We start from the raw sequence: 21,254 nt of genomic DNA on the forward strand, positions 1-21,254 counted from the left end.
GGGGCGAAGTGGGACGCTCAGCCGATCGCGGGCAGCAGCCCGGTCACGGGAGCGACGAGGTCGGTGACCTGGTGCAGTTCGTTCAGCTTCTCGAGCTCGCCGACCTTGTTGAGCTCGCCCAGCTGCCTGGAGACCGGCGGGAGTTCGGCGCGGTGCTCCGCGGGAATCTGGCTCGTGGCGAGCGAGTCCAGCGTGGTCATCGGGTTGATTTTGCCGCCGGCCGGGGCTTCGGCCGCGCTCGCCATGGGCGCCGCGAGGCCCGCGACCCCGGCGGCGAGAGCGGCGAGGGCGGCGATGCGTCGAGTGGAGATCATGCCTACAGCAACGCCGCCGGTGTCCTCGCGGACACGGGTGGGCGGCGGCGCTCACCCGACAGGTTGAGGGGAGCCGCTGCGCTTGCCGAGCCCGGCCCGCCGGAGGAGCCTCGAAGGTGAGGGTCGGGCGGCCCGACCTCCCCTCGGCCGCGGCCCTCGGAGGAGGTCACCATGAGCACCGCGGCAGGCTCCGTCTTCGACACCGACACCCTGCGCAGAGGGATTGAGGATCAGACCGCGGCGACACTGCTGTCGCTCTACGCCGACGACGCGGAACTGCGCGTCATCGACCACAACACCCAGCCCAGCCAGCCCAAGGTGCTGCACGGCCGGGACGAGATCGGCCAGATGCTCGACGACGTCTACAGCCGGGACATGACCCACAAGCTGGAGGAGTGCATCGTCCAGGGCGACCGTGCCGCATACAGCGAGTCGTGCCGGTACAGCGACGGCGTGCGCGTCCTCGCCGAGTCGATGCTCACCTTGCGGGACGGCAAGATCGTCGAGCAGACCATGATCCAGGCATGGGACGAGTAGCCGGGAAGACCTCGGGGGTCCAGGTCGGCGCCCGGCCGGCCTGGACCTTCTCGGTGCGGGCGGCAGGGGGTGGTCGCGTCCGACCCGGTCTCCGCTGCCGGTACCGGTCGCCGCAGCGGGTCGGCGAGTTGGCATGACGCTGCCGCGGACGGCGCCGGGATGCGCACGGTCCCGCCCGCGCCGCCCGGTACCGCCCGCCGTTCGCACGCGGTGCGGCCGGCGTCGGTGACGCCACACCCGCCCTCGCCGCCGGTCGTCACTCTCCCGGGCACGGGCGATCCGCCCGCGCCGCCCGCCGCACACCGCCGCAGAGCCGGCCTCGACGACCGCCGCCCGCCGCGGCCGGTCTCAGGTCCGCGCGGACGCGCTCCCCGTGGCGGCCGGCGCGGCCTCGGCGGCGATCCGCCCGAGGTGCCGGATCACCGCGCTCAGCCTCGCCAGTGCCACCGCCGTGCCGGCGCAAACGGGAACGGCGGGCCAGTACGCGAGGACGTTCCCGAAGGCCGCGCCGACGAGCAGCGCGAGCAGCGTCGCCATGCCGACGGCCGCCCCGGACGCGCAGGGCCCGAAGCGGTCGTCGCGGCTCGCCCGGGCCCGGCCGCTCCGGGCCGCCAGGAGGGCGGCGGCGGACACCGCGAGGGAGATCAGACAGGCCGTCGTCAGCGGGGCCAGCACGATCAGCGTCACGTCCAGTGTCCCGAAGTGCCAGCCGGGCCAGACGTCCTGGCCGTCGATCTCCACGACCCGGCCGTGCCACAGGCCGAGCACGACCCGCTTGCCCTCCCACAGGTCCTGCCCGATCCGGTCGGCGACCTTGTCGACCCTCTTGTGCCCTTCGTCCAGGGCGAGCCGGACGGTGTACTCGGTGTGGGTGAAGTACGCGCCGCTGCCGCCGGCCCGGCCGCCGCCCGAGTATCCGGACACGGTGTGCGAGGTCAGCTCCGTCACGCTCGCCGCGGCGGTGCGCAGGGATCCGTCCGAGCGGGCGAGCGCCACGGCCGTCTCCTGGTAGGTGCGGCCGGCGAGCAGCAGGATCACGGCAGCCATGAAGAAGCGGAACACCGCGCGCCGGACGCGCCCGCCCCCGCTTCGGACCGGCTCGGCCTCGCTGGTGTCCGACATGGTCCCCCCTGGTCCCGCACGTCGACTGGTCCGGCATGTCGACAGACACGCGAAACGCCCGGCCGGTTCCCCGCCACCGGTCCCGGGCGTCTCTGCCGGGGGTGACGGGGGCCCGGCCCGTGGGCCGGGCCCCGGTGCGGAGGGTCAGGTCAGCGTCCACTTCTGGTTGTCGGCGGTGCCGCAGGTCCAGAGCACGATCGGGGTGCGGTTGGCCGTGCCCGCCCCGTTGGCGTCGAGGCACAGCCCCGCGTTGACGTTGGTGATCGTGCCGTCGCTGTTGACGTTCCACTTCTGGTTGTTCTGGCCGTTGCAGTCCCAGATGACGACCTTGGTGCCGTTGGTGGTGCCGAGGTTGTAGGCGTCCAGGCACTTGTTCCCGTACACCACGAGTTCCTTGCGGGAGGTGTACGTCCAGGCCTGGTTGGAGCCGCCGTTGCAGTCCCACAGTTCGGCCTGGGTGCCGTTGGTGATGGTGCTGTTGTACAGGTCCAGGCAGCGGCCGGACTGCTTGCCGACCACGAGGGCGCCGTTCGCCCCGGGCAGCGGCTTGACCGTGATGTCGGCGAGGGTCGGGGCGCCCGTGAAGGCAAGGGTGTTGGACGAGCCCTTCGACAGGGCCACCTGGAGGGAGACGGTGCCCTGCGCGGAGCCCGTCGGCGGGAAGGAGACCGTCGTCGCGGTCTGGCCGTTGACCTTCAGCGTCGCGGTGCGGGCGGTGGAGGCCGTGTTGGTGTAGGCGACGTCGACGACCTTCAGGCCGGTGCTGCCGGCGACCACACCGGAGAAGCTCGACGTGCCGGTGTAGGTGCTGCCCGACGCCTCGGTGCCGCCGGTGACGGTGAGCATGACCGAGCCGCCCGCCGGGACGCTCGCCGTGTAGCCCGTGGAGTACGAGCCGAGGTCGGCGCGGGCCCACAGGTCGCGGACGGTGGCGGAGGCGCCGGTCAGACCCAGGTCGGACCAGCGGACGGTGATGTTCTGGGCGGCGGAGGTGCGGTTGAGCAGGACGACGGCACGCCTGCCGGTGCCGGACAGGACCTTGCCGTAGACCTGCGCCCCGCTGGTGTCCTCGGCGACCTTGACGCCCTGGAGGCCGCGCGCGTCCTGGTCGACGGCGATGACCTCGGGGTTCTTGAGGATGTTCGCCGTCTCCGTGGTCATCGTGGTCAGGTCGTTGCCGGCGAGCAGTGGGGCGCCGGAGACCGCCCACAGGTTCATGTGGGTGCGGTTCTGGGCGGCGGTGAAGCCGGTCATGCCGACCATCAGCATGTCCGGGTCGTTGTAGTAGCCGGTGTGCTGGGCGGTGGGGTGCAGTCCCTGGTCGAAGTTGGACAGCAGGTTCGTCATCGACGGGTTGTTGCCGTAGTAGATGATGTCGGTGCTGGTCCGGAACATCGGGGCGAGGCCCGGGGCCCAGTTCCAGGTGTTCTGGTAGCCCCAGTTGCAGATGGAGAGGGTGAGCGGGCGGCCGGTGGCGGCCGTCGCCTTCGTGACGGCGCCGCTGATCGCGGTGTACGCCGTCGCCGCGTCGAGACCCTCGGCGTCACCGCCGCACCAGTCGACCTTCACGAAGTCGAAGCCCCACTGGGAGAACCGGAGCATGTCCTGGTCGTAGTGGCCCTCGCTGCCGCTGCCCGGGGCGGCGGGCCGGCCGGTGGGGTAGTAGTAGCCGCACCCGTCCTTGCCGGCGTCCGTGTAGATGCCGGCCTTGAGGCCCTTGCTGTGGATGTAGTCGGCGATGGCGCTCATGCCGCCGGGCCACTCGGACTCGTCGACGGTGATGTCGCCCCCGCTGTCGCGGGTGCCCTGCCACCAGCCCTCGTCGATGTTGATGTACTTGTATCCGGCGGCCGGCAGTCCCGCGGCGACGAACGCGTCGACCTGCTGCTTGATGACGTTGTAGTCGATCTTCGCGGCGAAGCTGTTCCAGGAGGCCCAGCCCATCGGTGCGGTGGGCACGGCGATCTGCCGTGAGGTCGCGGCCTGGGCCGGACCGGGCTGGGCGAACACCAGGGCGGCGGCCAGCGTCAGCAGCACGGCGAGTATCCGGGCGGCGGCGGATCTCCGGCGCCGGACCGGGTGTGCGGGGGGTGGGGGAAACATACGGGCGGCTCCAAGCTTCGAAATATCGAACAAGGGTCGGCAAACCGAACGCGTTGCGCGCCGAAAGTAGAGCCGCCGGTGAGTGAAGTCAACGGCTGCGACAGAAGTAATGTGACCGCTCTCAACGGTGAAGTGGCCGGTTTCGCAGGGTCGTTCACCCGGGGCCGGGGACCCCGCCCCCATACTGTCCGTCGTGCGAGTGGCGATCATGACAGCGGGCTCCCGGGGCGACGTGGCCCCCTTCACCGGGCTGGGCCATGCGCTGGTGCGAGCGGGACACGAGGTCACCCTGGTCACCCACGCGCGGTTCGCGCCGCTGGTGGCCGGCTCCGGGGTGGGTTTCCACGCACTGCCGGTGGACCCTCGGGCGGAGCTGGAGTCCGAGCGGGGCCGGGGACTGCACCGCAGCACCACCGGTCCGGGCAAACTGCTGCGGGTGGCCCGGATGGCGCGGTCGCTGGTGGGGCGGATGACCGACGACCTCCTGACCGCCGCACACGCGAGCGACGTCCTGCTGCTGTCCGCCTCGGTGGCGCCACTGGGGCACACCATCGCCGCGGGACTGTCCCTGCCGAGCCTCGGCCTCTACCTCCAACCCGTCGCCCCCACCAGGGAGTTCGCACCGCCGATGCTGGGCGGGGGCTCCTGGGGAGCGGTCGGCAACCGGCTGGCCGGGCACGGGGTCGGGGTGGCCGTCGAGCAGATCTTCGCGCCGGTCGTGCCGGCGGTACGGGCCCGGCTGGGGCTGCCCGCCGTACGCCGTCCCGGCACCGGTCTGCGCGGCCGGGCCCGGCACGGCTGGCCGGTCCTGCACGGTTTCAGCCCGCTGGTGGTGCCCCGGCCCCGCGACTGGCGGGCGGAGCTGGACGTCACCGGGTACTGGTGGCCGTACGACCGGGAGACCCGGCTCCCGCCCGCCGTGCGGGAGTTCCTAGACGCCGGGCCACCGCCGGTCTTCGTCGGGCTGGGCAGCGCGACCGTGCCCGACCCGCGCCGGCTGAGCACCGAGATCGTCCGGGCGCTGCGGCGGGCGGGGCTACGCGGGGTGATCCAGCGCGGCTGGGCGGGCCTCGCGGCCGACGGCGACGACATGCTGACCGTCGACGACGTCCCGCACTCGCTGCTGTTCCCGGAGACGGCCGCGGTGGTCCACCACTGCGGGGCGGGGACGACGGCGGCGGGCGTACGGGCCGGGGTCCCCGCCGTTCCGGTGCCGATCCAGTTCGACGAGACCTTCTGGGCCGACCGCCTGGTCGGCCTCGGTGTGGCGGCGGACTCGGTGCCGCTGCGCCGGCTGACGGCGGAAGACCTGACCGCAGCGCTTCTGCGGGTCACCCGGGAGCCCGGCTTCCGCGAGCGGGCCGCGGAGCTGGGGACCCGGGTGCGCGCGGAGGACGGAGTGGGACGGGTGGTGGAGGCGGTGGGGCGGCTGTCACCCGGCCCGCACGGCGGCCTGCCCGGCCCGCACGGCTGACAGGGCTGGAGGGGCTAGGCAGGGCGGGAGCGGCCGGCAGGGCTGGAGGGGCTAGGCAGGTTCGGGTGCCCACCCCGGGGGGCGGAGGATCCCCAGCAGTTGGCGCACCAGTTCGTCGACCACCTCGTCCAGGGTCGCGTCCACCCACCCGGCGCTCCAGTCGTGCAGGAGGCCGTTGACACTGCCGATGAAGGCCGTCGCCGCGAGACGGTAGTCGCGGGGAGCCGCCTCGCCGCGGGCGGCGGCCGCCGACGCCTCGGCGCAGATGAGATCGACCCAGCGGGCGCGGCGGGCCAGTCGCTGTTCCTCCAGCCGGGGGCTGACCCCGACGATCTCCACGAAGGTGATCCGGATGCGGCGCGGGTCGGAGGTCACGTCGGCCGCGTAGGCGCGGAAGATCGCGGTGACCCGCTCCAGGAGCGGCATGTCCTGGGCGGCGACGAAGGCGGCCAGGACCGCCTCCTCGGCCCAGTCGTTGACCTGGAGGTGCAGCGCGGCGAGGACGTCCTCGAGGGTGCGGAACTCCTCGTAGAACTGGCGGGTCGACAGTCCGGCCGCCTCGCTGAGCGAAGCGACCGTGGTGCCGCGGTAGCCGGGGACGTCCCCGAACAGCTGCAGCGCCGCCACCAGGAATCTCCCGCGCCGCTCGGCCTGCCGCTGCTCGGCGGTCTTGCCGCCGTAACGGCCGGTCGGCGCCCTGAGCCTGCCCGCCACTGACCCTCCCTCGTCGTTCCGTGCTCCCCCGCCGCCAATTTTGTCGTGTACGGAGTCTTGTGGCGAAGGGCCCCCCTTCCTTACTTTCCAGTAAGTAAATTCTGAATGCCTCCGTGTTCAGATTGGGCGGCCCTGTTCCGCCCTGCCCCCACACCTCAGCCCCCAGAGGAGAGAGCAGCCATGCCTGCCTTCCGATCCAGGCACCTTTGCTCCGTAGCCGCCGCCCTCGTCCTGTCCGTCACCGCCCCCGCCGCCGCCACCGCCGTCTCCGACGCCCCGACCGCCGCCGCACTGCGCGAGGTGCTCTTCGTCGGCAACAACTGGGAGGGCACCGCGGACGTCATCAGGTCCAGCGGTGACTTCGCCAAGGTCGGCCGGATCAACGTGATCCCCGACAAGAGCGCCCGGATGGCGGAGATCAACGCCGACCCGATCAAGTGGATCTACTTCCAGGCCATCCGCAACGGTGTCGGCGAGGGCCACGACCAGTTCGTCGACGACATGTACACCACGCCGGACGGCGCGTCGGTGGTCGTCTCCCGGCCCAGCTTCGCCGACGTCGTCTCCATCGACCTGGCCACCGGGAACATCAACTGGCGCTTCCCGGTGTCCGGTTACCGCTCCGACCACATGGCCGTCTCGCCCGACGGAACCCGGGTCGCGGTCTCCGCGTCGATCTCGAACACCGTGCACGTGCTGAACATCGCCACCGGAAAGCAGCTGGGCTCGTTCAAGACCGGCGACAAGCCGCACGAGAACATCTTCACCAAGGACGGCAAGTACATCTACAACATGTCGATCGGCGACGTGAACACCTCTCAGGACGCCCCGTGGCAGGACTTCACGAAGGGCGACCGGCGCATCACCGTCGTCGACGCGACCACGTACCAGCAGGTCAGGGTCATCGACATGCGGCAGCGACTGAACGCGATCGGCCTCACGGACTACTCCGACGCGGTGCGACCGGCGGTCTTCTCACCGGACGAGTCCAAGCTGTACTTCCAGGTCTCGTTCTTCAACGGCTTCTTCGAGTACGACCTCGCCACGGACCGCATCACCCGGACGAAGACCCTGCCGAAGAACCCGGCGACCAGCGACGACCGCACCACCTTCGTCAACGACTCGCGCCACCACGGCATCTCGATGAGCCCCGACGGCGGCAAGCTGTGCGTGGCGGGCACGATGGACGACTACGCGACGGTCGTCGACCGCGCGACCCTCCAGGAGGGCCCGCTGGTCACCGCCTCCAAGCCCTACTGGGCCACGGTCAGCGGCGACGGCAGAAGCTGCGTGATCTCCGAGAGCGGCGCCGACCAGGTCACGGCGATCGACTTCGCCACCGGGCAGAAGGTCGTGTCGGTGCCGGTGGGCGACCATCCGCAGCGGGTCCGGATCGGCCATGTGGCGGCGAACTGGACCGGAACGAGCGCCGGCTGACGGCTTGCCGGACACGCGGGGGTGGGTGGCGGTCACCGCCACCCACCCCTTCTGTCGTGCCGTAGGCGTCGTCCTGGCCGGTGGGGCTATCCGACCTTCTGGGTCACCCAGGCCGACAGTTCGGTGCGGGCGGCGGCCAGCAGGGTCGCGGACGGTGCGGTCGCCCCGTTGGTGACCAGGGCGTAGTGCACGGTGCCCGAGTCGGGCGCGCCGAGCAGCAGGCGCCGGCTGCCCGTGCCGCCCGGTTCGGCGGCCGCGGCGATCTTCGTGGTGGTCGTGTACGCGGGCGGGGCGTACACCGTGCCGAGGTCGGAGACGACGGTCGTCGTGGCGGTCGGGAAGGAGGCCGGCAGGTGCAGTTCGGTGGGGGCCGTGCCGCCGTTCGAACGCCAGACCAGCAGCCCGTACTGGCCGGAGCCGACGAGCTGTCTCGTGCTGGGCAGGGAGCTGGGGACCGGATTCCAGGTGAGGGTGGTGGAGCCGTCGCGGGAGCGGTCCTCGTAGGTGAAGGCGACGGTGGTGCCGGAGGTGGCGCTCGGGTAGAGCCGGTCGAGCAGCCGGGCGTCCTGACGGAGGGTCACCGCGCCGCCGTCGTCCAGGCGTACGGCGGAGAGGTCCTCGTCGTTCCAGGCGTCACCGGTGGTGAGCACCTTGTCGGCGTTGCCGTTCATCAGCTCGTGGTGACGGCCGTTGTAGATGTCCCACTGCCACTGCGAACCGGACAGGACCGGCCCCGAGGTCGCCGGGGTGGTCCACCAGCTCGCGCCCTTCACCCGTGAGTCGAGGGCCTGGTACATCGCCTTCAGGACGGTCGGGGCCTTGCCGGCGGTGGTGCCGTTCAGGGGATGGCCGAACTCGCTGACGATCGCCGTCGTCCCGGTCGCCGAGGCGCGGTCGCGGACGGTGCCGAAGTCCGTCACGTACTGACCGTCCTCCGCGTTGCCCCACATCAGGACGCCGGAGATGGCCTTCTGGTCGTAGAAGTGGGTGTTGAAGACATAGCGGGAGCCGAGCGTGCCCGCGTCGAGGAGGCCGCCCTCCTCCTTGCTGACGTTGCCGTTCCAGAAGAGGTTCGGCTCGACGAAGGCGGGCTTGTCGGTCCATCCCGCCGCGTCCATCCGGGCCCGGAACCTCACGTAGAAGGGCCACAGCAGGTCGCGCTCCCAGGTGCGGCTGTTCTGGCCGGAGTCGTAGGTGCCGGCGTAGGGCTCGTTGTAGGGGTCGAAGCCCAGGACGCCGGTGAACTGCTCGCCGGTGAGGTTCGTCCTGATGTAGGCCATGGTCTTCTGGGCGGTGGCGAGGAAGTAGTCCTGGAGCCCGTGGTTGTTGTGCCAGAAGTCGTACTGGGCGGCCTTGACCGCGCCGTTCTGGGTGATGTTCTGGCCCCAGAGGAAGCAGATGCCGCAGGACTCCGCAGGGTAGCCGCCGAGTGCCACGGCCCACGCGGGGGCGCCGTCGCCCGTGTACCAGCTGCCCGAGTTGAACAGGTGGCGGGAGAAGAGGTCCTGGTGGAAGTCGGGGTAGACCCGGATGCCCGCGTCCAGGAAGGCGCCCATCTGCGCGGTGGCGGCGGCCAGATAGGTGGTGTCGACCTGGCCGCGCACCGGTTCGGCGTAGGCCCAGGAGAGCAGGAAGCGGACGGAGTTGCCGCCGCCGAGGGCGCGCAGCGCCGTCGCGGACTTCCTGGCGTCGGCGACGGAGGCGAAGGGCAGGCCCTTGTTCTCCGCGAGCTTGGTCTCGCCGGAGACGTTGTAGCCGCGCAGGACGACCTCGCGGCCGTGGGCGTCGAGGAAGCGGCCGCCCGACACGGTGAGCGCCGTGCCGTCGAAGGGGAGGGAGTCGGGGAGCGTGGCCGCGCCGGCGGTCGGGGAGCCCGCCACCGTCAGGAAGCCACAGAGTCCGCAGAGGACCACCAGAACAGCGAGCAGACGTGCCCGGATATTCGGCATGTCCACTACAGTCCGGTGATTTCCGGACACCGTCAATACCTTCTGACCCGCGAGTAAGTTCATTCCCTGTCAACCCAGTTGGCAACCGGCTCCGCCGCTTCACCTGGTGTCCCGCGCGGTGCGGACCGGCGGGCGACACGACGGCGGATTACCGTTCAGGGGAAACGGCCGAATCGGCCGTCGCGGCCGGAAGGAAACCGATCGTGCGCGAGATTCTCCCGGTGCTGAACGGGTGGTACGCGGCCGGTGCGCCGTTCGGGCTCGCCACCGTGGTCGCCGTCAGCCGCAGCGCGCCGCGCGATCCCGGCGCGGCGATGGCGGTGGGGCCGGACGACGAGGTCGTGGGCAGCGTGTCCGGGGGCTGCGTGGAGGGCGCGGTGTTCGAGCTGGCCCGGGAGGTCGTGGCCGACGGGGCGGCCCGTCTGGAGACCTTCGGCTACAGCGACGAGGACGCCTTCGCCGTGGGGCTGACCTGCGGCGGTGAGATCACGCTGCTCGTCCGTCCCGTCACGCCGGGCCTCGACCCTTCGTTCGGCTCCGTCGCGGAGTCGGTCGCCGCGGGCGAGCCGGTGACGGTGGCCACGGTGACCGACGGCCCCGCGCCGCGCGGGGCCGCCCTCGCCGTCTGGCCGGACCGGACCTGCGGCACGCTGGGCACGGAGGGCCTGGACGCGGCCGTCACGGCCGACGCGCGCGGCGAGCTCGCCCTCGGCGTCACCGGCGTCCGCCACTACGGGCCGCGCGGCCAGCGGCGGGAGGACGCCGTCGCGGTGTTCCTGCACTCCTTCGCACCGCCGCCGCGCATGCTGGTGTTCGGCGCGATCGACTACGCGGCCGCCGTGGCCCGGATCGGCGACTTCCTGGGCTACCGGGTCACGGTGTGCGACGCCCGGCCGGTCTTCGCCACCCCGAAGCGTTTCCCGCCGGGCGTCGAGGTGGTCGTGGAATGGCCGCACCGCTATCTGCGCGACGCGGACACCGACGGCCGCACGGCCATCTGCGTGCTGACCCACGACCCGAAGTTCGACGTGCCGCTGCTGGAGGTGGCACTGCGCCGGCCGGCCGCGTACATCGGGGCGATGGGCAGCCGCCGTACCCACGACGAACGCCGGGCACGGCTCGTCGCGGCCGGCCTCACCGGCGCCGAGCTGGCCCGGCTGCGCTCACCGGTCGGGCTGGACCTGGGGGCCCGGACACCCGAGGAGGTCGCGGTGTCGGTGGCCGCCGAGATCGTCGCGCTGCGCTGGGGCGGCAGCGGGGCTCCGCTGACCGCGACGGCCGGGGCGATCCACCGCGCGAAGTGAGGCGGCCGGCCGCTTTCCAGGTTTTTCGCGAGGATGTGTGAATCGCGCACGAACGGGGTACGCGCCCTTAACGGACAGGCATGCATGTCCTCTGTCCTTCGTCAAGCGAAGGAAGGAGGTCCGTTGAAGCAACGCACACTCGCAAGTTCCGGGCCGCCCCCGACCCTCTCGGCCGGGCGCGGCCCGGTTCTCTGTCACCGGCGCGGTGGCAGCCGGTGCAGGACGAGGTCCGTGAGCCTGCCGTCGGCCGCGGTGGCGGTCAGGTAGGTGCAGTGCGGCTGACGCCGCCGGTCGGTCGGCGATCCCGGGTTGAGCAGGCGCGGCCCGCCGGGGGCGGTGGTGTCCCAGGGGATGTGGCTGTGCCCGAAGACCAGCACGTCGAGGCCGGGGAAGCGGGCGGCGCAGCGGGCCTCCCGGCCCTGGGCGGGACCCGTCTCGTGGACGACCCCGAAGCTCAGTCCGCCCAGTTCGGCGAAGGCGACCTCGGGCAGCCGGGCGCGCAGGTCGGGCCCGTCGTTGTTGCCGTACACGCCGATCACCCGGCGGCTGCGGCGCTCCAGCAGGTCGAGGGTGTCCGCGTCGACCCAGTCCCCGGCGTGGATCACCACGTCCGCGTGCGGGAGCTCGTCGAGCAGCGCGGCGGGCAGCGCCTTGGCGCGCTTGGGGAGGTGGGTGTCGGACATCATCAGCAGGCGCACGGCGCCAGACTACAAAATCCCCGACTCGGACCAATCCGGACAGGTGGGGCGTCGTTGGCGGGGTTAGCATCGGGCCACGCGCACCCTCCGTCCCGCGCACGGCAGAGCGATCCAGCAAGGGGGCCAGGAGCCCGATGCCGGTCAAGGTCAGCGTCATCGTCCCCGTCTACAACCCCGGTCCTTACATCGAGGACTGTCTCGCCTCGCTGCTGAGGCAGTCGCTCCCGCCGGACGAGTACGAGGTGATCTTCGTCGACGACGGCTCCACCGACTCCACCCCCGCGCTCCTCGACGCGGCCGCCGCCGAGGACTCCCGGATCCGGGTCGTCCACCAGGAGAACTCCGGCTGGGCGGGCAAACCCCGCAACGTCGGCATCGACGTCTCCCGGGGCGAGTACGTGATGTTCGTCGACAACGACGACCACCTCGGCGACGAGGCCCTGGAGCGGATGTACGCCTACGGGGTCGCGAACGACGCCGACGTCGTCGTCGGCAAGATGGCCGGCAAGGGACGCGGGGTGCCGGTGGAGCTGTTCCGCGTCAACCGCCCGCACGCCACCGTCGAGAACGCGCCGCTGATCGACAGCCTCACCCCGCACAAGATGGTCCGCCGGGCGTTCCTGGACCGCACCGGCCTGCGCTTTCCCGAGGGGCGGCGGCGCCTGGAGGACCATGTCTTCGTCACCGAGGCGTATCTGCGCGCGGACAACGTCTCGGTGCTCAGCGACTACGTCTGCTACTACCACGTCAGGCGCGACGACGCCGCGAACGCGGGCTTCCAGCGGTTCGACCCGGTGGGGTACTTCAAGAACCTCCGGGAGGCCCTGGACGTCGTCGAGCGGTACACCGAGCCGGGTCCGCTGCGCGACAAGCTGTTCCGGCGGTGGCTGCGCGTGGAGATGGTGGAGCGGCTGCGCGGCACGCGCTTCCTCGGCCTGCCCGAGGACTACCGCAGGGAGCTGTTCGAGGAGATCCACTCGGTCGTGGTCGAGCGGTTCGGGCCGGGTGTGGCGGCACCGCTCCAGCCCGCCCAGCGGGTCGTCGCCGCGCTGGCCGCCGACGGACGCTACGACGACGTCGTCGCCTTCGCGGAGTGGGAGGCGGGTGTCGGCCTCGCCGTCGACCCGGAGGACGTCACCTGGCAGGGCGACGTGCTGCGGATCGCCTTCGCCGCCGAGCTGACGCACGACGGCGGGCCGATGACCTTCCCGTCCGCCGGGGGTTCCCCGCAGTGGCCGCCGCACGACGTGGCCGAGGCGGTCCGGTGGCTGGGCACGGACATCGTGCGCCGGTTCGACCGGGCCGCGCCCGACCTGCTGCTGCGGGAGCGGGCCAGCTCGGCGCAGTACTTCCAGCCGGTGGACGTGGTCCGGGAGACCGTCCCGGCCGGCGACGGCAGCCGGGTGCGGCTCGTCCTGCGGGCGACCGCCACCATCGCTCCCGCCACCGCGCTGAGCGGCGGGCCGGCGGGCGAGGGGCTGTGGGACGTGTTCGTGCGCGTCGGCCTGGGCGGCTGGACGAAGGAGCTGCGGCTGGGTCCGGCGCCCCGCCACGGCCGCCCCGTCCCGCCCGCCGGGGTGGTGGCGGGGCGCGTGGTGCTGCCGTACTGGACCGACCGGTACGCGAGCCTGGCGCTGGACGTCGGGCACGCGGGCCGGCGGCTGGGCCTGGGCCGCGTGGCGGCCGACGACGTCGCCGTCGCCGAGGACCGCCTCCATGTGGTCCTGCCGCTGCACGTGCCCGAGGCCGTCGCCGTGCTGCTGCGGCTGACGGGGGCGAAGTCCGGCGGCTCCCACGAGGTGTTCGGGACGCTCTCGCCGGGCGGCCGGCTGGCTGCCGTCCTGCCGGTCGGTGATCTGCTGGGCGGGACCTGGCTGACGACGGTCTGCCTCACCCCGGACACGGAGGGGGCGCGATTCCACCCGCTGCCCTTCGCCCTGCACGTCGCGTCGGACGGTGTCCTCGTGGTGCCGGCCCCTCAGCCCGCCGGTGCCCGACGACTGGCCCGCAGAGTGCGCCGGGCGCTGTACCGGGCACTCCAGAGCATCACGCCCCGGAGGAAATGACGACATGCGGCCACTGGACATCGAGGGCGCCTGGGTGCTGGAACCCAAGGTCTTCCCGGACGGGCGGGGCAGCTTCCACGAGTGGTACCGGACGCCGGAGTTCCGGGAGGCCACCGGCTACGACCTGGGGATCGCCCAGGCCAACTGCTCCGTCTCCCGCCGGGGCGTGCTGCGCGGGGTGCACTTCTCGGACGTGCCGCCCGGACAGGCCAAGTACGTCACCTGCGTCCGCGGGGCGGTGCTCGACGTGGTGGTCGACCTGCGGGTCGGCTCCCCCCGCTTCGGGCGGTGGGAGGCGGTCCGGCTGGACGACGACACCCGGCACGCGGTGTTCCTCGCCGAGGGCCTCGGCCACGCCTTCCTGGCCCTGACCGACGACGCCACCGTGGTCTACCTCTGCTCGACCGGGTACGCGCCCGAGCACGAGCACGGGGTGCACCCGCTCGACCCGGCCCTGGGCATCGACTGGCCGCGGGGCGTGGAGCCGGTGCTGTCTCCGAAGGACGCGCAGGCGCCGTCACTGGCCCGGGCGGAGGCGTCGGGGCTGCTGCCGTCGTACGCCTCCTGCCTGGCCCGCTACCGGGAACTGAGGGTCAGCGGCTGACGGTCACCCGCTCCAGGGCTCCGCGCAGCGGTTCCCAGCCCCGGGAGCGGTCGAGACCACGGTTGCGGGCCCGGACCAGGGGCTTCCAGAAGCCCGCCCGCAGCAGGGTCTCGGGCCGCACCGCGCGCACCCGTTCCAGGACCGCCTCGGGGACCTTCTGCGGGTCGGGGACGTCGAACTCGGCGATGATCTCGTGGTACTTCTCGCGCAGCACCGGATTGCGGGGATCGGCGCCGAAGACGACGAGCTGTCCGGTGGGCTGGGTGTCGACGGGGACGGCCACCAGGTCGGGGCGGTAGCGGGACAGGATCTCGATGAGCTTGTAGACGTCACCGGTCCAGGCCGTGGTGTGCCGGTCGCGGGCGGCCTCGTCGACACCGCGGGGCAGCATGTCGTCGAGGACGATCACGCTCGACCAGTCGGAGTGCCGCTCGACGTTGATGAAGTCGCGCAGCGCGTACTCGAACAGGTGCATGCCGTCGATGAAGGACAGGTCGAGGGTGGTGCGGTGCCAGTGGCCGAGGGGCCGGCGTCCCCGGGCGAGGTTGCGCAGCGGGTGGCGGCCGCCCTTGAGGTGGGCGAGCGGGTTGCGGCGCGCGAAGAAGTCGTCGCTGGTGGCCTTCACCAGGTGGACGTCGCAGCGGATCTCCGAGGTCACCTTGAACGCGGGGTCGACCGCGATGCTGGGCACCCGGGACAGCCGCAGGCTGCGGCCGTCGTTGACGCCGATCTCCAGGTAGTTGCGGTTGGCGGTGGCCTTGTGCAGTTCCCGCAGGAACTCATGGCGTTTCACGAAGGGACTCCTTGAGGGACACCGTGTCGAAGGACGCCTTGCGGATCAGGGGAAGGGCCTCCCCCAGGGCGGCGCGCCAGTGCCGTGGCGGCGCCAGACCCACCTCCCGCCACCGGCCGTGGGCCAGGACGCTGTAGGCCGGCCGGGGCGCGGGCCGGGGAAAGGCGTCGCCGGTGGTGGGGCGCACCCGGTCCGGCTCGGCGCCGACCGAGCGGAACACCTCGCGGGCCAGGTCGTACCAGGTGGCCTCGCCGGCCGCGGTGGCGTGGAAGACGCCCGTCGCGCCGCGGCCGGCCTTCGGGCCCAGGTCGGCGATGCGGGCGGCGACGTCCGCGCTCCAGGTGGGCTGGCCGCGCTGGTCGTCGACGACGTCGACGGTGTCGCGGCGGGCCTGAAGTTCCAGCATGGTGCGCACGAAGCTGCGGCCGTGGACGCCGTAGAGCCAGGCGGTGCGCACGATCACGCCGGCGTCGGGGAGCACGGCGCGCACGGCCCGCTCGCCGGCCAGTTTGGTGCGGCCGTAGGCGGTGCGGGGGGCCGGCGGACCGTCCTCCGGGTAGGGGGCGCGGGCCGCGCCGTCGAAGACGTAGTCGGTGGAGACATGGACCAGGCGGGCCCCGTGCGCGGCGCAGGCGGCGGCCAGCAGCCGGGGTCCCTCGCCGTTGACGAGCAGCGCGCGGGCCTCGTCGGTCTCGGCGTCGTCGACGGCCGTGTAGGCGGCGCAGTTGACCACCACGTCGGGCCGGTGCGCGGCGAACGCCCGGGCGACGGATCCGGGCCGGGTGATGTCCAGCCCGGTGTGGTCGAGGCCGGTCACGTCCTCGCCGCGCCGGGCCAGTTCCTCCACCGTGTCCTGGCCGAGCATGCCGCCCGCCCCGGTGACCAGCCATCTCATGGCGTCCGCGCTTTTCGTTTCAGGGGCTCCCACCAGTCCCGGTGGTCCCGGTACCAGGCGACGGTCTCGGCGAGCCCGGTGGCGAAGTCGTGGCGCGGCCGGTAGCCGAGCTCGGTGCGGGCCTTCGTCCAGTCGACGCAGTAGCGCAGGTCGTGCCCCTTGCGGTCCTCGACGTGCCGGACCCGGTCCCAGCCGGCCCCGCAGGCGTCGAGGAGCAGACCGGTCAGCTCGCGGTTGCTCAGCTGGGTGCCGCCGCCGATGTTGTGGACCTCGCCGGGGCGCCCCCCGGTACGGACGAGGTCCACGGCCTCGCAGTGGTCCTCGACGTGCAGCCAGTCGCGGACGTTGCGTCCGTCGCCGTAGAGGGGGACCTGCTCGCCGTCCAGGAGGTTCGTGACGAAGAGCGGGATCAGCTTCTCGGGGAACTGGTGCGGGCCGTAGTTGTTGGAGCAGCGGGTGACGCGGACGTCCAGGCCGTGGGTGCGGTGATAGGCGAGGGCGATCAGGTCGGAGGAGGCCTTCGAGGCGGCGTACGGGGAGTTGGGGCGCAGCGGCTCGTCCTCGGTCCAGGCGCCGGTCTCGATGGAGCCGTACACCTCGTCGGTGGAGACGTGCACGAAAGGGCCGACGCCGTGCCGCAGGGCGGCGTCCAGCAGCGTCTGGGTACCGAGGACGTTGGTGCGGACGAAGGTGCCCGCGCCGTCGATGGACCGGTCGACGTGGGACTCGGCGGCGAAGTGGACGACCTGGTCGGCGGCGGCCGTCAGCTTGTCGACGAGGTCGGCGTCGCAGATGTCGCCGTGCTCGAATTCCAGCCGGGGATGTCCGGTCGGCAGGTTCGTGACGCTGCCGGCGTAGGTGAGCTTGTCCAGGACCGTGACGCGCACGCCGGGGTCGCGGGCCAGCAGGCCGCGCACGTACGTGGAACCGATGAATCCGGCGGCCCCGGTGACGAGGAGGTTCATGTGTGGATCTGTACCTTGCTGTGGTCGCCGAGTACCAGCCGGTGGGCGCTGGACACGCCGGGCGCCGGGGTGACCTCGACATGCCGGCCGATCAGGGAGTTCTCGATACGGCCCACCCCGGCGATGGAGGAGTCGCGCAGCACGATGGAGAACTCCAGCTCGCTGTCGGTGATCCGGCAGTTCTCGCCGACGGAGGTGAAGGGGCCGATGAAGGAGTCGCGGACCTCGCTGCCCGCGCCGAGGACGACGGGCCCGACCAGGCGTGAGTTCACCACTCGGGCGCCGGCCTCCACGACGACCCGGCCGACCGTCTCGGAGGCCTCGTCGACCTCGCCGTCGATGCGGCGCTCGACGCCCTCCAGCACGGTCCGGTTGACCTCCAGCATGTCGACGACGTTCCCGGTGTCCTTCCAGTAGCCCTTGATGATCGTGGAGTGCACCCGGGCGCCGGTGTCGATGAGCCGCTGCACGGCGTCGGTGATCTCCAGCTCGCCGCGCCGGGACGGCCCGATGGCGCGTACGGCGTCGTGGATCGCGGAGGTGAAGAGGTAGACGCCGACCAGGGCGAGGTCGCTCTTGGGGTGCGCGGGCTTCTCCTCGAGGCCGACGACCTGTCCCGCGGGGTCGAGTTCGGCGACGCCGAAGGCGCGGGGGTCGGGGACCCGGGTCAGCAGGATCTGGGCGTCGGGCCGGGTCCTGCGGAACTCGTCGACCAAGTCGGTGATGCCACCGACGATGAAGTTGTCGCCGAGGTACATCACGAAGTCGTCCTCGCCGAGGAAGTCCCGGGCGACGATCACCGCGTGGGCGAGGCCGAGGGGCCTGTCCTGCGGGATGTAGGTGATGTCGAGGCCGAACCGGGAGCCGTCGCCGACGGCCTCCCGGATCTCCGGCGCGGTGTCACCGACGATCACACCCACCTCGGTGACGCCGGCGGCGGCGATGGACTCCAGGCCGTAGAAGAGCACGGCCTTGTTGGCGACCGGTACGAGCTGTTTGGCAGAGGTGTGGGTGATCGGCCGAAGGCGTGTCCCGGCGCCCCCGGACAGCACGAGAGCCTTCATTGCCTCAACTCCAGCCCCGGCCGCCCGGCGGCAACCGATTCATTCGCTCACACCGACCGTCTGCCGGTCAGTCCTCACCCCTGACAATGTTCCATTCCGGGCCGGACTGCATCCCGGCGGCCGCCCCGGGGGCCGCGACGGCCGCCAGGCAGGTGCGCGGCGCGGCCCCGGCGCGGCGCAGCCGACGGGCCCTGGCCCAGCCGCTCTCGGCCCGGCGGGTCGCCGGATCGTTCCGGATGTGCGCCGTCACGACTGTTCGTCCCAACGGGGCCGCTGCTGGTCGGTGCTGTCCCGGCTGCCGGTGGGCCGCAGCTCGTGCGGGGTGAGGCGTTCACTCTCGTCCGCCGCGCGCGGCATCTCGTTGGGCTCGCGGGCCCGGCGCGTCTCGTGGGCCGGGCCGGAGCCGGGCCTGCGGGGCTGTTCGTGCGGCTTCGGGGGCGCGGGCTCACGGGCCCGGACCTTGATGCCGAGCCGGAAGGCCCAGATCAGACCGCCGACGAGAACGATCCCGACGACGACGAAGACGACGGTGGCCAGCACGGACTTTCCGGATGCCGCGAGGAAGGCGGAGGCGAAGGTGTCCATGGGCGGCGGGTACCCCCATCGTGCTCCGGGACACGTGGCGGCGCGGCGGCTCGGTGGGCGAGCGCCGGTCGCTCAGTGGTCGAGCGCCACTTCGCTCCACACCTGCTTGCCGCCGCTGACCGGTACCGTCCCCCAGGCGTCGGACACGGCCTCGACGAGGAGGATGCCCCGGCCGCCGGTCGCCTCCCAGCCCAGAGCGGTCGGCTTGACGGGGGTACGCGGCGAGGCGTCGGTGACGGCGACGCGCAGCCGGTGGCCGATCAGGACGAGGTCGAGGCGGACCCGGCCGTCGGTGTGCACCAGGGCGTTGGTCACCAGTTCGGAGACGACGAGCAGGGCGGTGTCCATGGCCTCGGCGGGCACACCCCAGGTGCGCAGGGTGCGCCGGGTGAAGCGGCGGGCCTGCCGGGCCGCCTCGGGCACCCGCCACACCGTCCAGCCCTCGCGCAGGGGTTTGACGGCCATGCCGTCGTAGCGCATGAGGAGCAGGGCGACGTCGTCGCCGCGGTGGGCGTTGCCGAGCAGCGCGTCGGCGACCGGGCCCAGGTGGGCGGGGTCGGACACGGCCAGTTCGTGGGCGAGACGGTCCAGGCCGGTGTCGATGTCCAGGTCGGCGGACTCCACGAGTCCGTCCGTGGTCAGGGCGATGACGGTGCCGGGCAGCAGGCGCAGCGGGGTCATCGGGAAGTCGGCCCGCGTCACCACGCCGAGCGGCGGGCCGCCGTCCGTCTCGGCGATCTCGGTCGAGCCGTCCGGGTAGCGCAGGACGGGTGGCGGGTGCCCGGCCCGTACGCACCAGGCGGTGCCCTCCTCCATGTCGACGTCGACATAGCAGCAGGTGACGAAGAGGTCGGTCTCCAGCTCCATCAGGAGCCGGTTGGAGTGGGAGACCACGACGTCCGGCGGGTGGCCCTCGGCGGCGTAGGCGCGCAGTGCCGTGCGCATCTGGCCCATGAGGGTGGCGGCGCCCGCGCTGTGTCCCTGGACGTCACCGATGACCAGGGCGACGTGGTGGTCGGACAGCGGGATCACGTCGTACCAGTCGCCGCCCACCTCGAGGCCCGCGGTGGCCGGCAGGTAGCGGGCGACGGCGACGGCGCCGGGGAGTTCCGGCAGGCGGCGCGGGAGCAGTTGGCGCTGGAGCATGCCGACGAGTTCGTGCTCGGCGTCGAAGGCACGGGCGCGCGTCAGGGCCTGGCCGGCGAGGCCGGCGGAGGCGGTGAGCAGGGCGCGTTCGTCGGGGCCGAAGTCGTGCGGCTCGTCCCAGCCGATCAGGCAGACCCCGGCCATGCGTCCCCCGGCGGACAGCGGCAGCACGGCGAGGCCGCCGGGGCCGACCTCGGCGAGGGCCGGTTCCAGGGCCGTGCCGGCGGGCCAGATCCGGGCGCGGCCCTCGCGCAGGGCGGCGGCGAGGGTGGGCATGGCGCGCACGGGCGCGTCGGGCCACTCGGCCCGCCACTCCAGCTGCCACAGGTCGGGCCAGGACTCGGGCTCGGGCGGGTCGAGGACGGTGACCACGAGCCGGTCGTTCTCCAGTTCGGCGAGCGCGATCCGGTCGGCCCGCAGCGGCTTGCGCAGCGCGGCGACGACGGCCCGGCCGACATCGCTGACGGTGCCCGCGGTGGCGAGCGCGGCGGCCAGCCGCTGGACGCGGGCGACGTCGGTGACCTCGCCGCGCAGGGTGGAGGCGTCCGTGACGGTGCCGACGAGCCGGGCCGGCCTGCCGTCGCCGGGCAGCAGCCGGCCGCGCAGCCTGAGCCACCTCGGCGGCCCGGCGGGCTGCAGCACGCGGAACTCCAGCTCGCGCTCGCCGATCGACATGTGGCCGGCCTCGACGACGGACATCAGCGAGGGCAGGTCCTCGGGGACGGTGAGCCCGAGGAGCGTCTCCACCCGGCCGTCGAACCGGTCCCGGCTCAGCCCGAACAGTTCCAGGAGCGCGTCGCCGGCCTCGACCCTGCCGGTGTCCATGGCCAGGCTGAAGGCGTTCGGGAGCAGTTCCCCCTCCTCGGCGGGGAGGGCGGGGGCGGGGAGGGCGACGGCATCGGCGACGAGCTCCAGGCAGGCCCGCTCGTCGGCGCCGAAGCCGCCGGGGCGCTCGCTCACCGCGAGCAGACAGCCGCCCGGACGGCCGGGCACGGGCAGGACGGCCAGGTGGACGTCGTTGACGGGCATCCGCCGCGCCTCCGCGCGGTCCGCGAGCTCCGCGGGGCCCAGCCACACCGGCCGTCCGGCCCGGTGGACGTCGGCGGCCGGTGAGTGGCCGTCGAGCGGGTAGCTCTCCCGCAGCCCGTAAAGGGTCCTCGGCACACCGGCCGACTCGACCAGCCGGAGCAGGGCGCCGTCCCCGCCGGGTGCGTAGACCGCGGCGAGGACCGCGCCCGCGAAGACAAGGGCCTGTTCGAGCGTGCGCCTCACCCGTTCGGGTGTGGCGGGATCGGCTGCGATCGTCTTGAGGGCGATTTCGGCACGCACGGGTCCCGTTCTGCGCTCCGCGGCACCCTCGTCGACCACGTCCGCCATTACAGCGCCAAAGGTGCCCCCGCGCAGCCCCTGCGACCGTTTCACGGAGGCGTTCAGGGGTACGGACGGCCGGTCCGCGCTCGAAACGGACCGAACATGTCTTTACG

19 protein-coding genes are annotated in these 21,254 nt (G+C 72.6%); 6 read left to right on the forward strand and 13 right to left on the reverse strand.

Features of this window, described 5'->3' with window-relative positions:
- Window positions 1-17: 17 nt before the first annotated feature.
- Complete coding sequence (locus tag ASD48_RS25230; protein WP_057603998.1) at window positions 18-314, reverse strand: hypothetical protein; 297 nt, start codon at window positions 312-314, stop codon at window positions 18-20.
- 171 nt (window positions 315-485) lie between these two features.
- Here ASD48_RS25230 and ASD48_RS25235 point away from each other — a divergent pair, with 171 nt between their 5' ends.
- Window positions 486-851, forward strand: a complete 366-nt coding sequence (locus tag ASD48_RS25235; RefSeq protein WP_057603999.1) for a nuclear transport factor 2 family protein — start codon at window positions 486-488, stop codon at window positions 849-851.
- A 348-nt stretch (window positions 852-1,199) separates the two neighbouring features.
- Here ASD48_RS25235 and ASD48_RS25240 read toward each other — a convergent pair whose 3' ends face one another.
- Window positions 1,200-1,973 carry a hypothetical protein gene (locus ASD48_RS25240; RefSeq protein WP_057604000.1) on the reverse strand — a complete coding sequence of 258 codons (774 nt, stop codon included), beginning with the start codon at window positions 1,971-1,973 and terminating at the stop codon, window positions 1,200-1,202.
- 144 nt (window positions 1,974-2,117) lie between these two features.
- Window positions 2,118-4,076, reverse strand: a complete 1,959-nt coding sequence (locus tag ASD48_RS25245; protein WP_107104393.1) for a ricin-type beta-trefoil lectin domain protein — start codon at window positions 4,074-4,076, stop codon at window positions 2,118-2,120.
- A 208-nt stretch (window positions 4,077-4,284) separates the two neighbouring features.
- On the opposite strand from ASD48_RS25245, the gene ASD48_RS25250 reads away from it, so the two are divergent.
- A complete protein-coding gene (locus ASD48_RS25250) occupies window positions 4,285-5,550 on the forward strand; it encodes a glycosyltransferase (RefSeq protein ID WP_057604346.1) in 1,266 nt (421 codons plus the stop codon).
- A gap of 51 nt (window positions 5,551-5,601) precedes the next feature.
- Here ASD48_RS25250 and ASD48_RS25255 read toward each other — a convergent pair whose 3' ends face one another.
- Complete coding sequence (locus tag ASD48_RS25255; protein WP_057604001.1) at window positions 5,602-6,264, reverse strand: TetR/AcrR family transcriptional regulator; 663 nt, start codon at window positions 6,262-6,264, stop codon at window positions 5,602-5,604.
- A gap of 180 nt (window positions 6,265-6,444) precedes the next feature.
- Here ASD48_RS25255 and ASD48_RS25260 point away from each other — a divergent pair, with 180 nt between their 5' ends.
- Window positions 6,445-7,701, forward strand: coding sequence for a YncE family protein (locus ASD48_RS25260; protein WP_057604002.1), 1,257 nt, complete (start codon window positions 6,445-6,447; stop codon window positions 7,699-7,701).
- Between the two features lie 86 nt (window positions 7,702-7,787).
- On the opposite strand, the gene ASD48_RS25265 is transcribed toward ASD48_RS25260, so the two are convergent.
- The gene (locus ASD48_RS25265) at window positions 7,788-9,650 is read right to left on the reverse strand and encodes a cellulase family glycosylhydrolase (RefSeq protein WP_057604347.1); all 1,863 of its coding nucleotides are present in this window, start codon (window positions 9,648-9,650) and stop codon (window positions 7,788-7,790) included.
- 203 nt (window positions 9,651-9,853) lie between these two features.
- Between ASD48_RS25265 and ASD48_RS25270 the strand changes: the two genes are divergently transcribed.
- Complete coding sequence (locus tag ASD48_RS25270) at window positions 9,854-10,954, forward strand: XdhC/CoxI family protein (protein ID WP_057604003.1); 1,101 nt, start codon at window positions 9,854-9,856, stop codon at window positions 10,952-10,954.
- Between the two features lie 194 nt (window positions 10,955-11,148).
- Here the strand turns inward: ASD48_RS25270 and ASD48_RS25275 are convergent, their stop codons facing one another.
- On the reverse strand, window positions 11,149-11,652 hold the full coding sequence (locus ASD48_RS25275; RefSeq protein ID WP_057604004.1) for a metallophosphoesterase: 504 nt from the start codon (window positions 11,650-11,652) through the stop codon (window positions 11,149-11,151).
- A 134-nt stretch (window positions 11,653-11,786) separates the two neighbouring features.
- Here ASD48_RS25275 and ASD48_RS25280 point away from each other — a divergent pair, with 134 nt between their 5' ends.
- Window positions 11,787-13,718 (forward strand): glycosyltransferase family A protein, encoded by a 1,932-nt coding sequence (locus ASD48_RS25280; protein ID WP_057604005.1) that lies wholly within the window; start codon window positions 11,787-11,789, stop codon window positions 13,716-13,718.
- A gap of 4 nt (window positions 13,719-13,722) precedes the next feature.
- The gene (gene rfbC / locus ASD48_RS25285) at window positions 13,723-14,322 is read left to right on the forward strand and encodes a dTDP-4-dehydrorhamnose 3,5-epimerase (protein WP_057604006.1); all 600 of its coding nucleotides are present in this window, start codon (window positions 13,723-13,725) and stop codon (window positions 14,320-14,322) included.
- On the opposite strand, the gene ASD48_RS25290 is transcribed toward rfbC, so the two are convergent.
- The 7 genes from ASD48_RS25290 to ASD48_RS25320 form a co-directional block, all read right to left on the reverse strand.
- The gene (locus tag ASD48_RS25290) at window positions 14,312-15,115 is read right to left on the reverse strand and encodes a hypothetical protein (protein WP_057604007.1); all 804 of its coding nucleotides are present in this window, start codon (window positions 15,113-15,115) and stop codon (window positions 14,312-14,314) included. The two genes, rfbC and ASD48_RS25290, sit on opposite strands and share 11 nt — an antisense overlap.
- Window positions 15,102-16,010: a dTDP-4-dehydrorhamnose reductase gene (rfbD, locus tag ASD48_RS25295; protein WP_057604008.1), complete on the reverse strand. Its 909-nt coding sequence runs from the start codon at window positions 16,008-16,010 to the stop codon at window positions 15,102-15,104. The genes ASD48_RS25290 and rfbD overlap by 14 nt, the downstream gene beginning before the upstream one ends.
- Window positions 16,007-16,975, reverse strand: coding sequence for a dTDP-glucose 4,6-dehydratase (rfbB, locus tag ASD48_RS25300; protein ID WP_057604009.1), 969 nt, complete (start codon window positions 16,973-16,975; stop codon window positions 16,007-16,009). The genes rfbD and rfbB overlap by 4 nt, the downstream gene beginning before the upstream one ends.
- Window positions 16,972-18,039, reverse strand: coding sequence for a glucose-1-phosphate thymidylyltransferase (locus ASD48_RS25305; protein ID WP_057604010.1), 1,068 nt, complete (start codon window positions 18,037-18,039; stop codon window positions 16,972-16,974). Before ASD48_RS25305 ends, rfbB begins: the two co-directional genes overlap by 4 nt.
- A 67-nt stretch (window positions 18,040-18,106) precedes the next feature.
- On the reverse strand, window positions 18,107-18,289 hold the full coding sequence (locus ASD48_RS25310; RefSeq protein ID WP_057604011.1) for a hypothetical protein: 183 nt from the start codon (window positions 18,287-18,289) through the stop codon (window positions 18,107-18,109).
- Window positions 18,286-18,624, reverse strand: a complete 339-nt coding sequence (locus ASD48_RS25315; RefSeq protein WP_057604012.1) for a DUF6479 family protein — start codon at window positions 18,622-18,624, stop codon at window positions 18,286-18,288. The genes ASD48_RS25310 and ASD48_RS25315 overlap by 4 nt, the downstream gene beginning before the upstream one ends.
- A 72-nt stretch (window positions 18,625-18,696) precedes the next feature.
- The gene (locus ASD48_RS25320) at window positions 18,697-21,147 is read right to left on the reverse strand and encodes a SpoIIE family protein phosphatase (RefSeq protein WP_057604013.1); all 2,451 of its coding nucleotides are present in this window, start codon (window positions 21,145-21,147) and stop codon (window positions 18,697-18,699) included.
- Window positions 21,148-21,254 lie beyond the last annotated feature (107 nt).

It is taken from the genome of Streptomyces sp. Root1310, from assembly GCF_001426425.1.
In the GTDB taxonomy this organism is placed as follows: domain Bacteria; phylum Actinomycetota; class Actinomycetes; order Streptomycetales; family Streptomycetaceae; genus Streptomyces.

What these genes read in the sequence shown, in the direction of transcription:
- ASD48_RS25230 (WP_057603998.1), bottom strand. Translation starts at nt 314, where the DNA reads ATGATCTCCACTCGACGCATCGCCGCCCTCGCCGCTCTCGCCGCCGGG.
- ASD48_RS25235 (WP_057603999.1), top strand. Translation starts at nt 486, where the DNA reads ATGAGCACCGCGGCAGGCTCCGTCTTCGACACCGACACCCTGCGCAGA.
- ASD48_RS25240 (WP_057604000.1), bottom strand. Translation starts at nt 1,973, where the DNA reads ATGTCGGACACCAGCGAGGCCGAGCCGGTCCGAAGCGGGGGCGGGCGC.
- ASD48_RS25245 (WP_107104393.1), bottom strand. Translation starts at nt 4,076, where the DNA reads ATGTTTCCCCCACCCCCCGCACACCCGGTCCGGCGCCGGAGATCCGCC.
- ASD48_RS25250 (WP_057604346.1), top strand. Translation starts at nt 4,285, where the DNA reads ATGACAGCGGGCTCCCGGGGCGACGTGGCCCCCTTCACCGGGCTGGGC.
- ASD48_RS25260 (WP_057604002.1), top strand. Translation starts at nt 6,445, where the DNA reads ATGCCTGCCTTCCGATCCAGGCACCTTTGCTCCGTAGCCGCCGCCCTC.
- ASD48_RS25265 (WP_057604347.1), bottom strand. Translation starts at nt 9,650, where the DNA reads ATGCCGAATATCCGGGCACGTCTGCTCGCTGTTCTGGTGGTCCTCTGC.
- ASD48_RS25280 (WP_057604005.1), top strand. Translation starts at nt 11,787, where the DNA reads ATGCCGGTCAAGGTCAGCGTCATCGTCCCCGTCTACAACCCCGGTCCT.
- rfbC (WP_057604006.1), top strand. Translation starts at nt 13,723, where the DNA reads ATGCGGCCACTGGACATCGAGGGCGCCTGGGTGCTGGAACCCAAGGTC.
- rfbD (WP_057604008.1), bottom strand. Translation starts at nt 16,010, where the DNA reads ATGAGATGGCTGGTCACCGGGGCGGGCGGCATGCTCGGCCAGGACACG.
- rfbB (WP_057604009.1), bottom strand. Translation starts at nt 16,975, where the DNA reads ATGAACCTCCTCGTCACCGGGGCCGCCGGATTCATCGGTTCCACGTAC.
- ASD48_RS25305 (WP_057604010.1), bottom strand. Translation starts at nt 18,039, where the DNA reads ATGAAGGCTCTCGTGCTGTCCGGGGGCGCCGGGACACGCCTTCGGCCG.
- ASD48_RS25315 (WP_057604012.1), bottom strand. Translation starts at nt 18,624, where the DNA reads ATGGACACCTTCGCCTCCGCCTTCCTCGCGGCATCCGGAAAGTCCGTG.
- ASD48_RS25320 (WP_057604013.1), bottom strand. Translation starts at nt 21,147, where the DNA reads ATGGCGGACGTGGTCGACGAGGGTGCCGCGGAGCGCAGAACGGGACCC.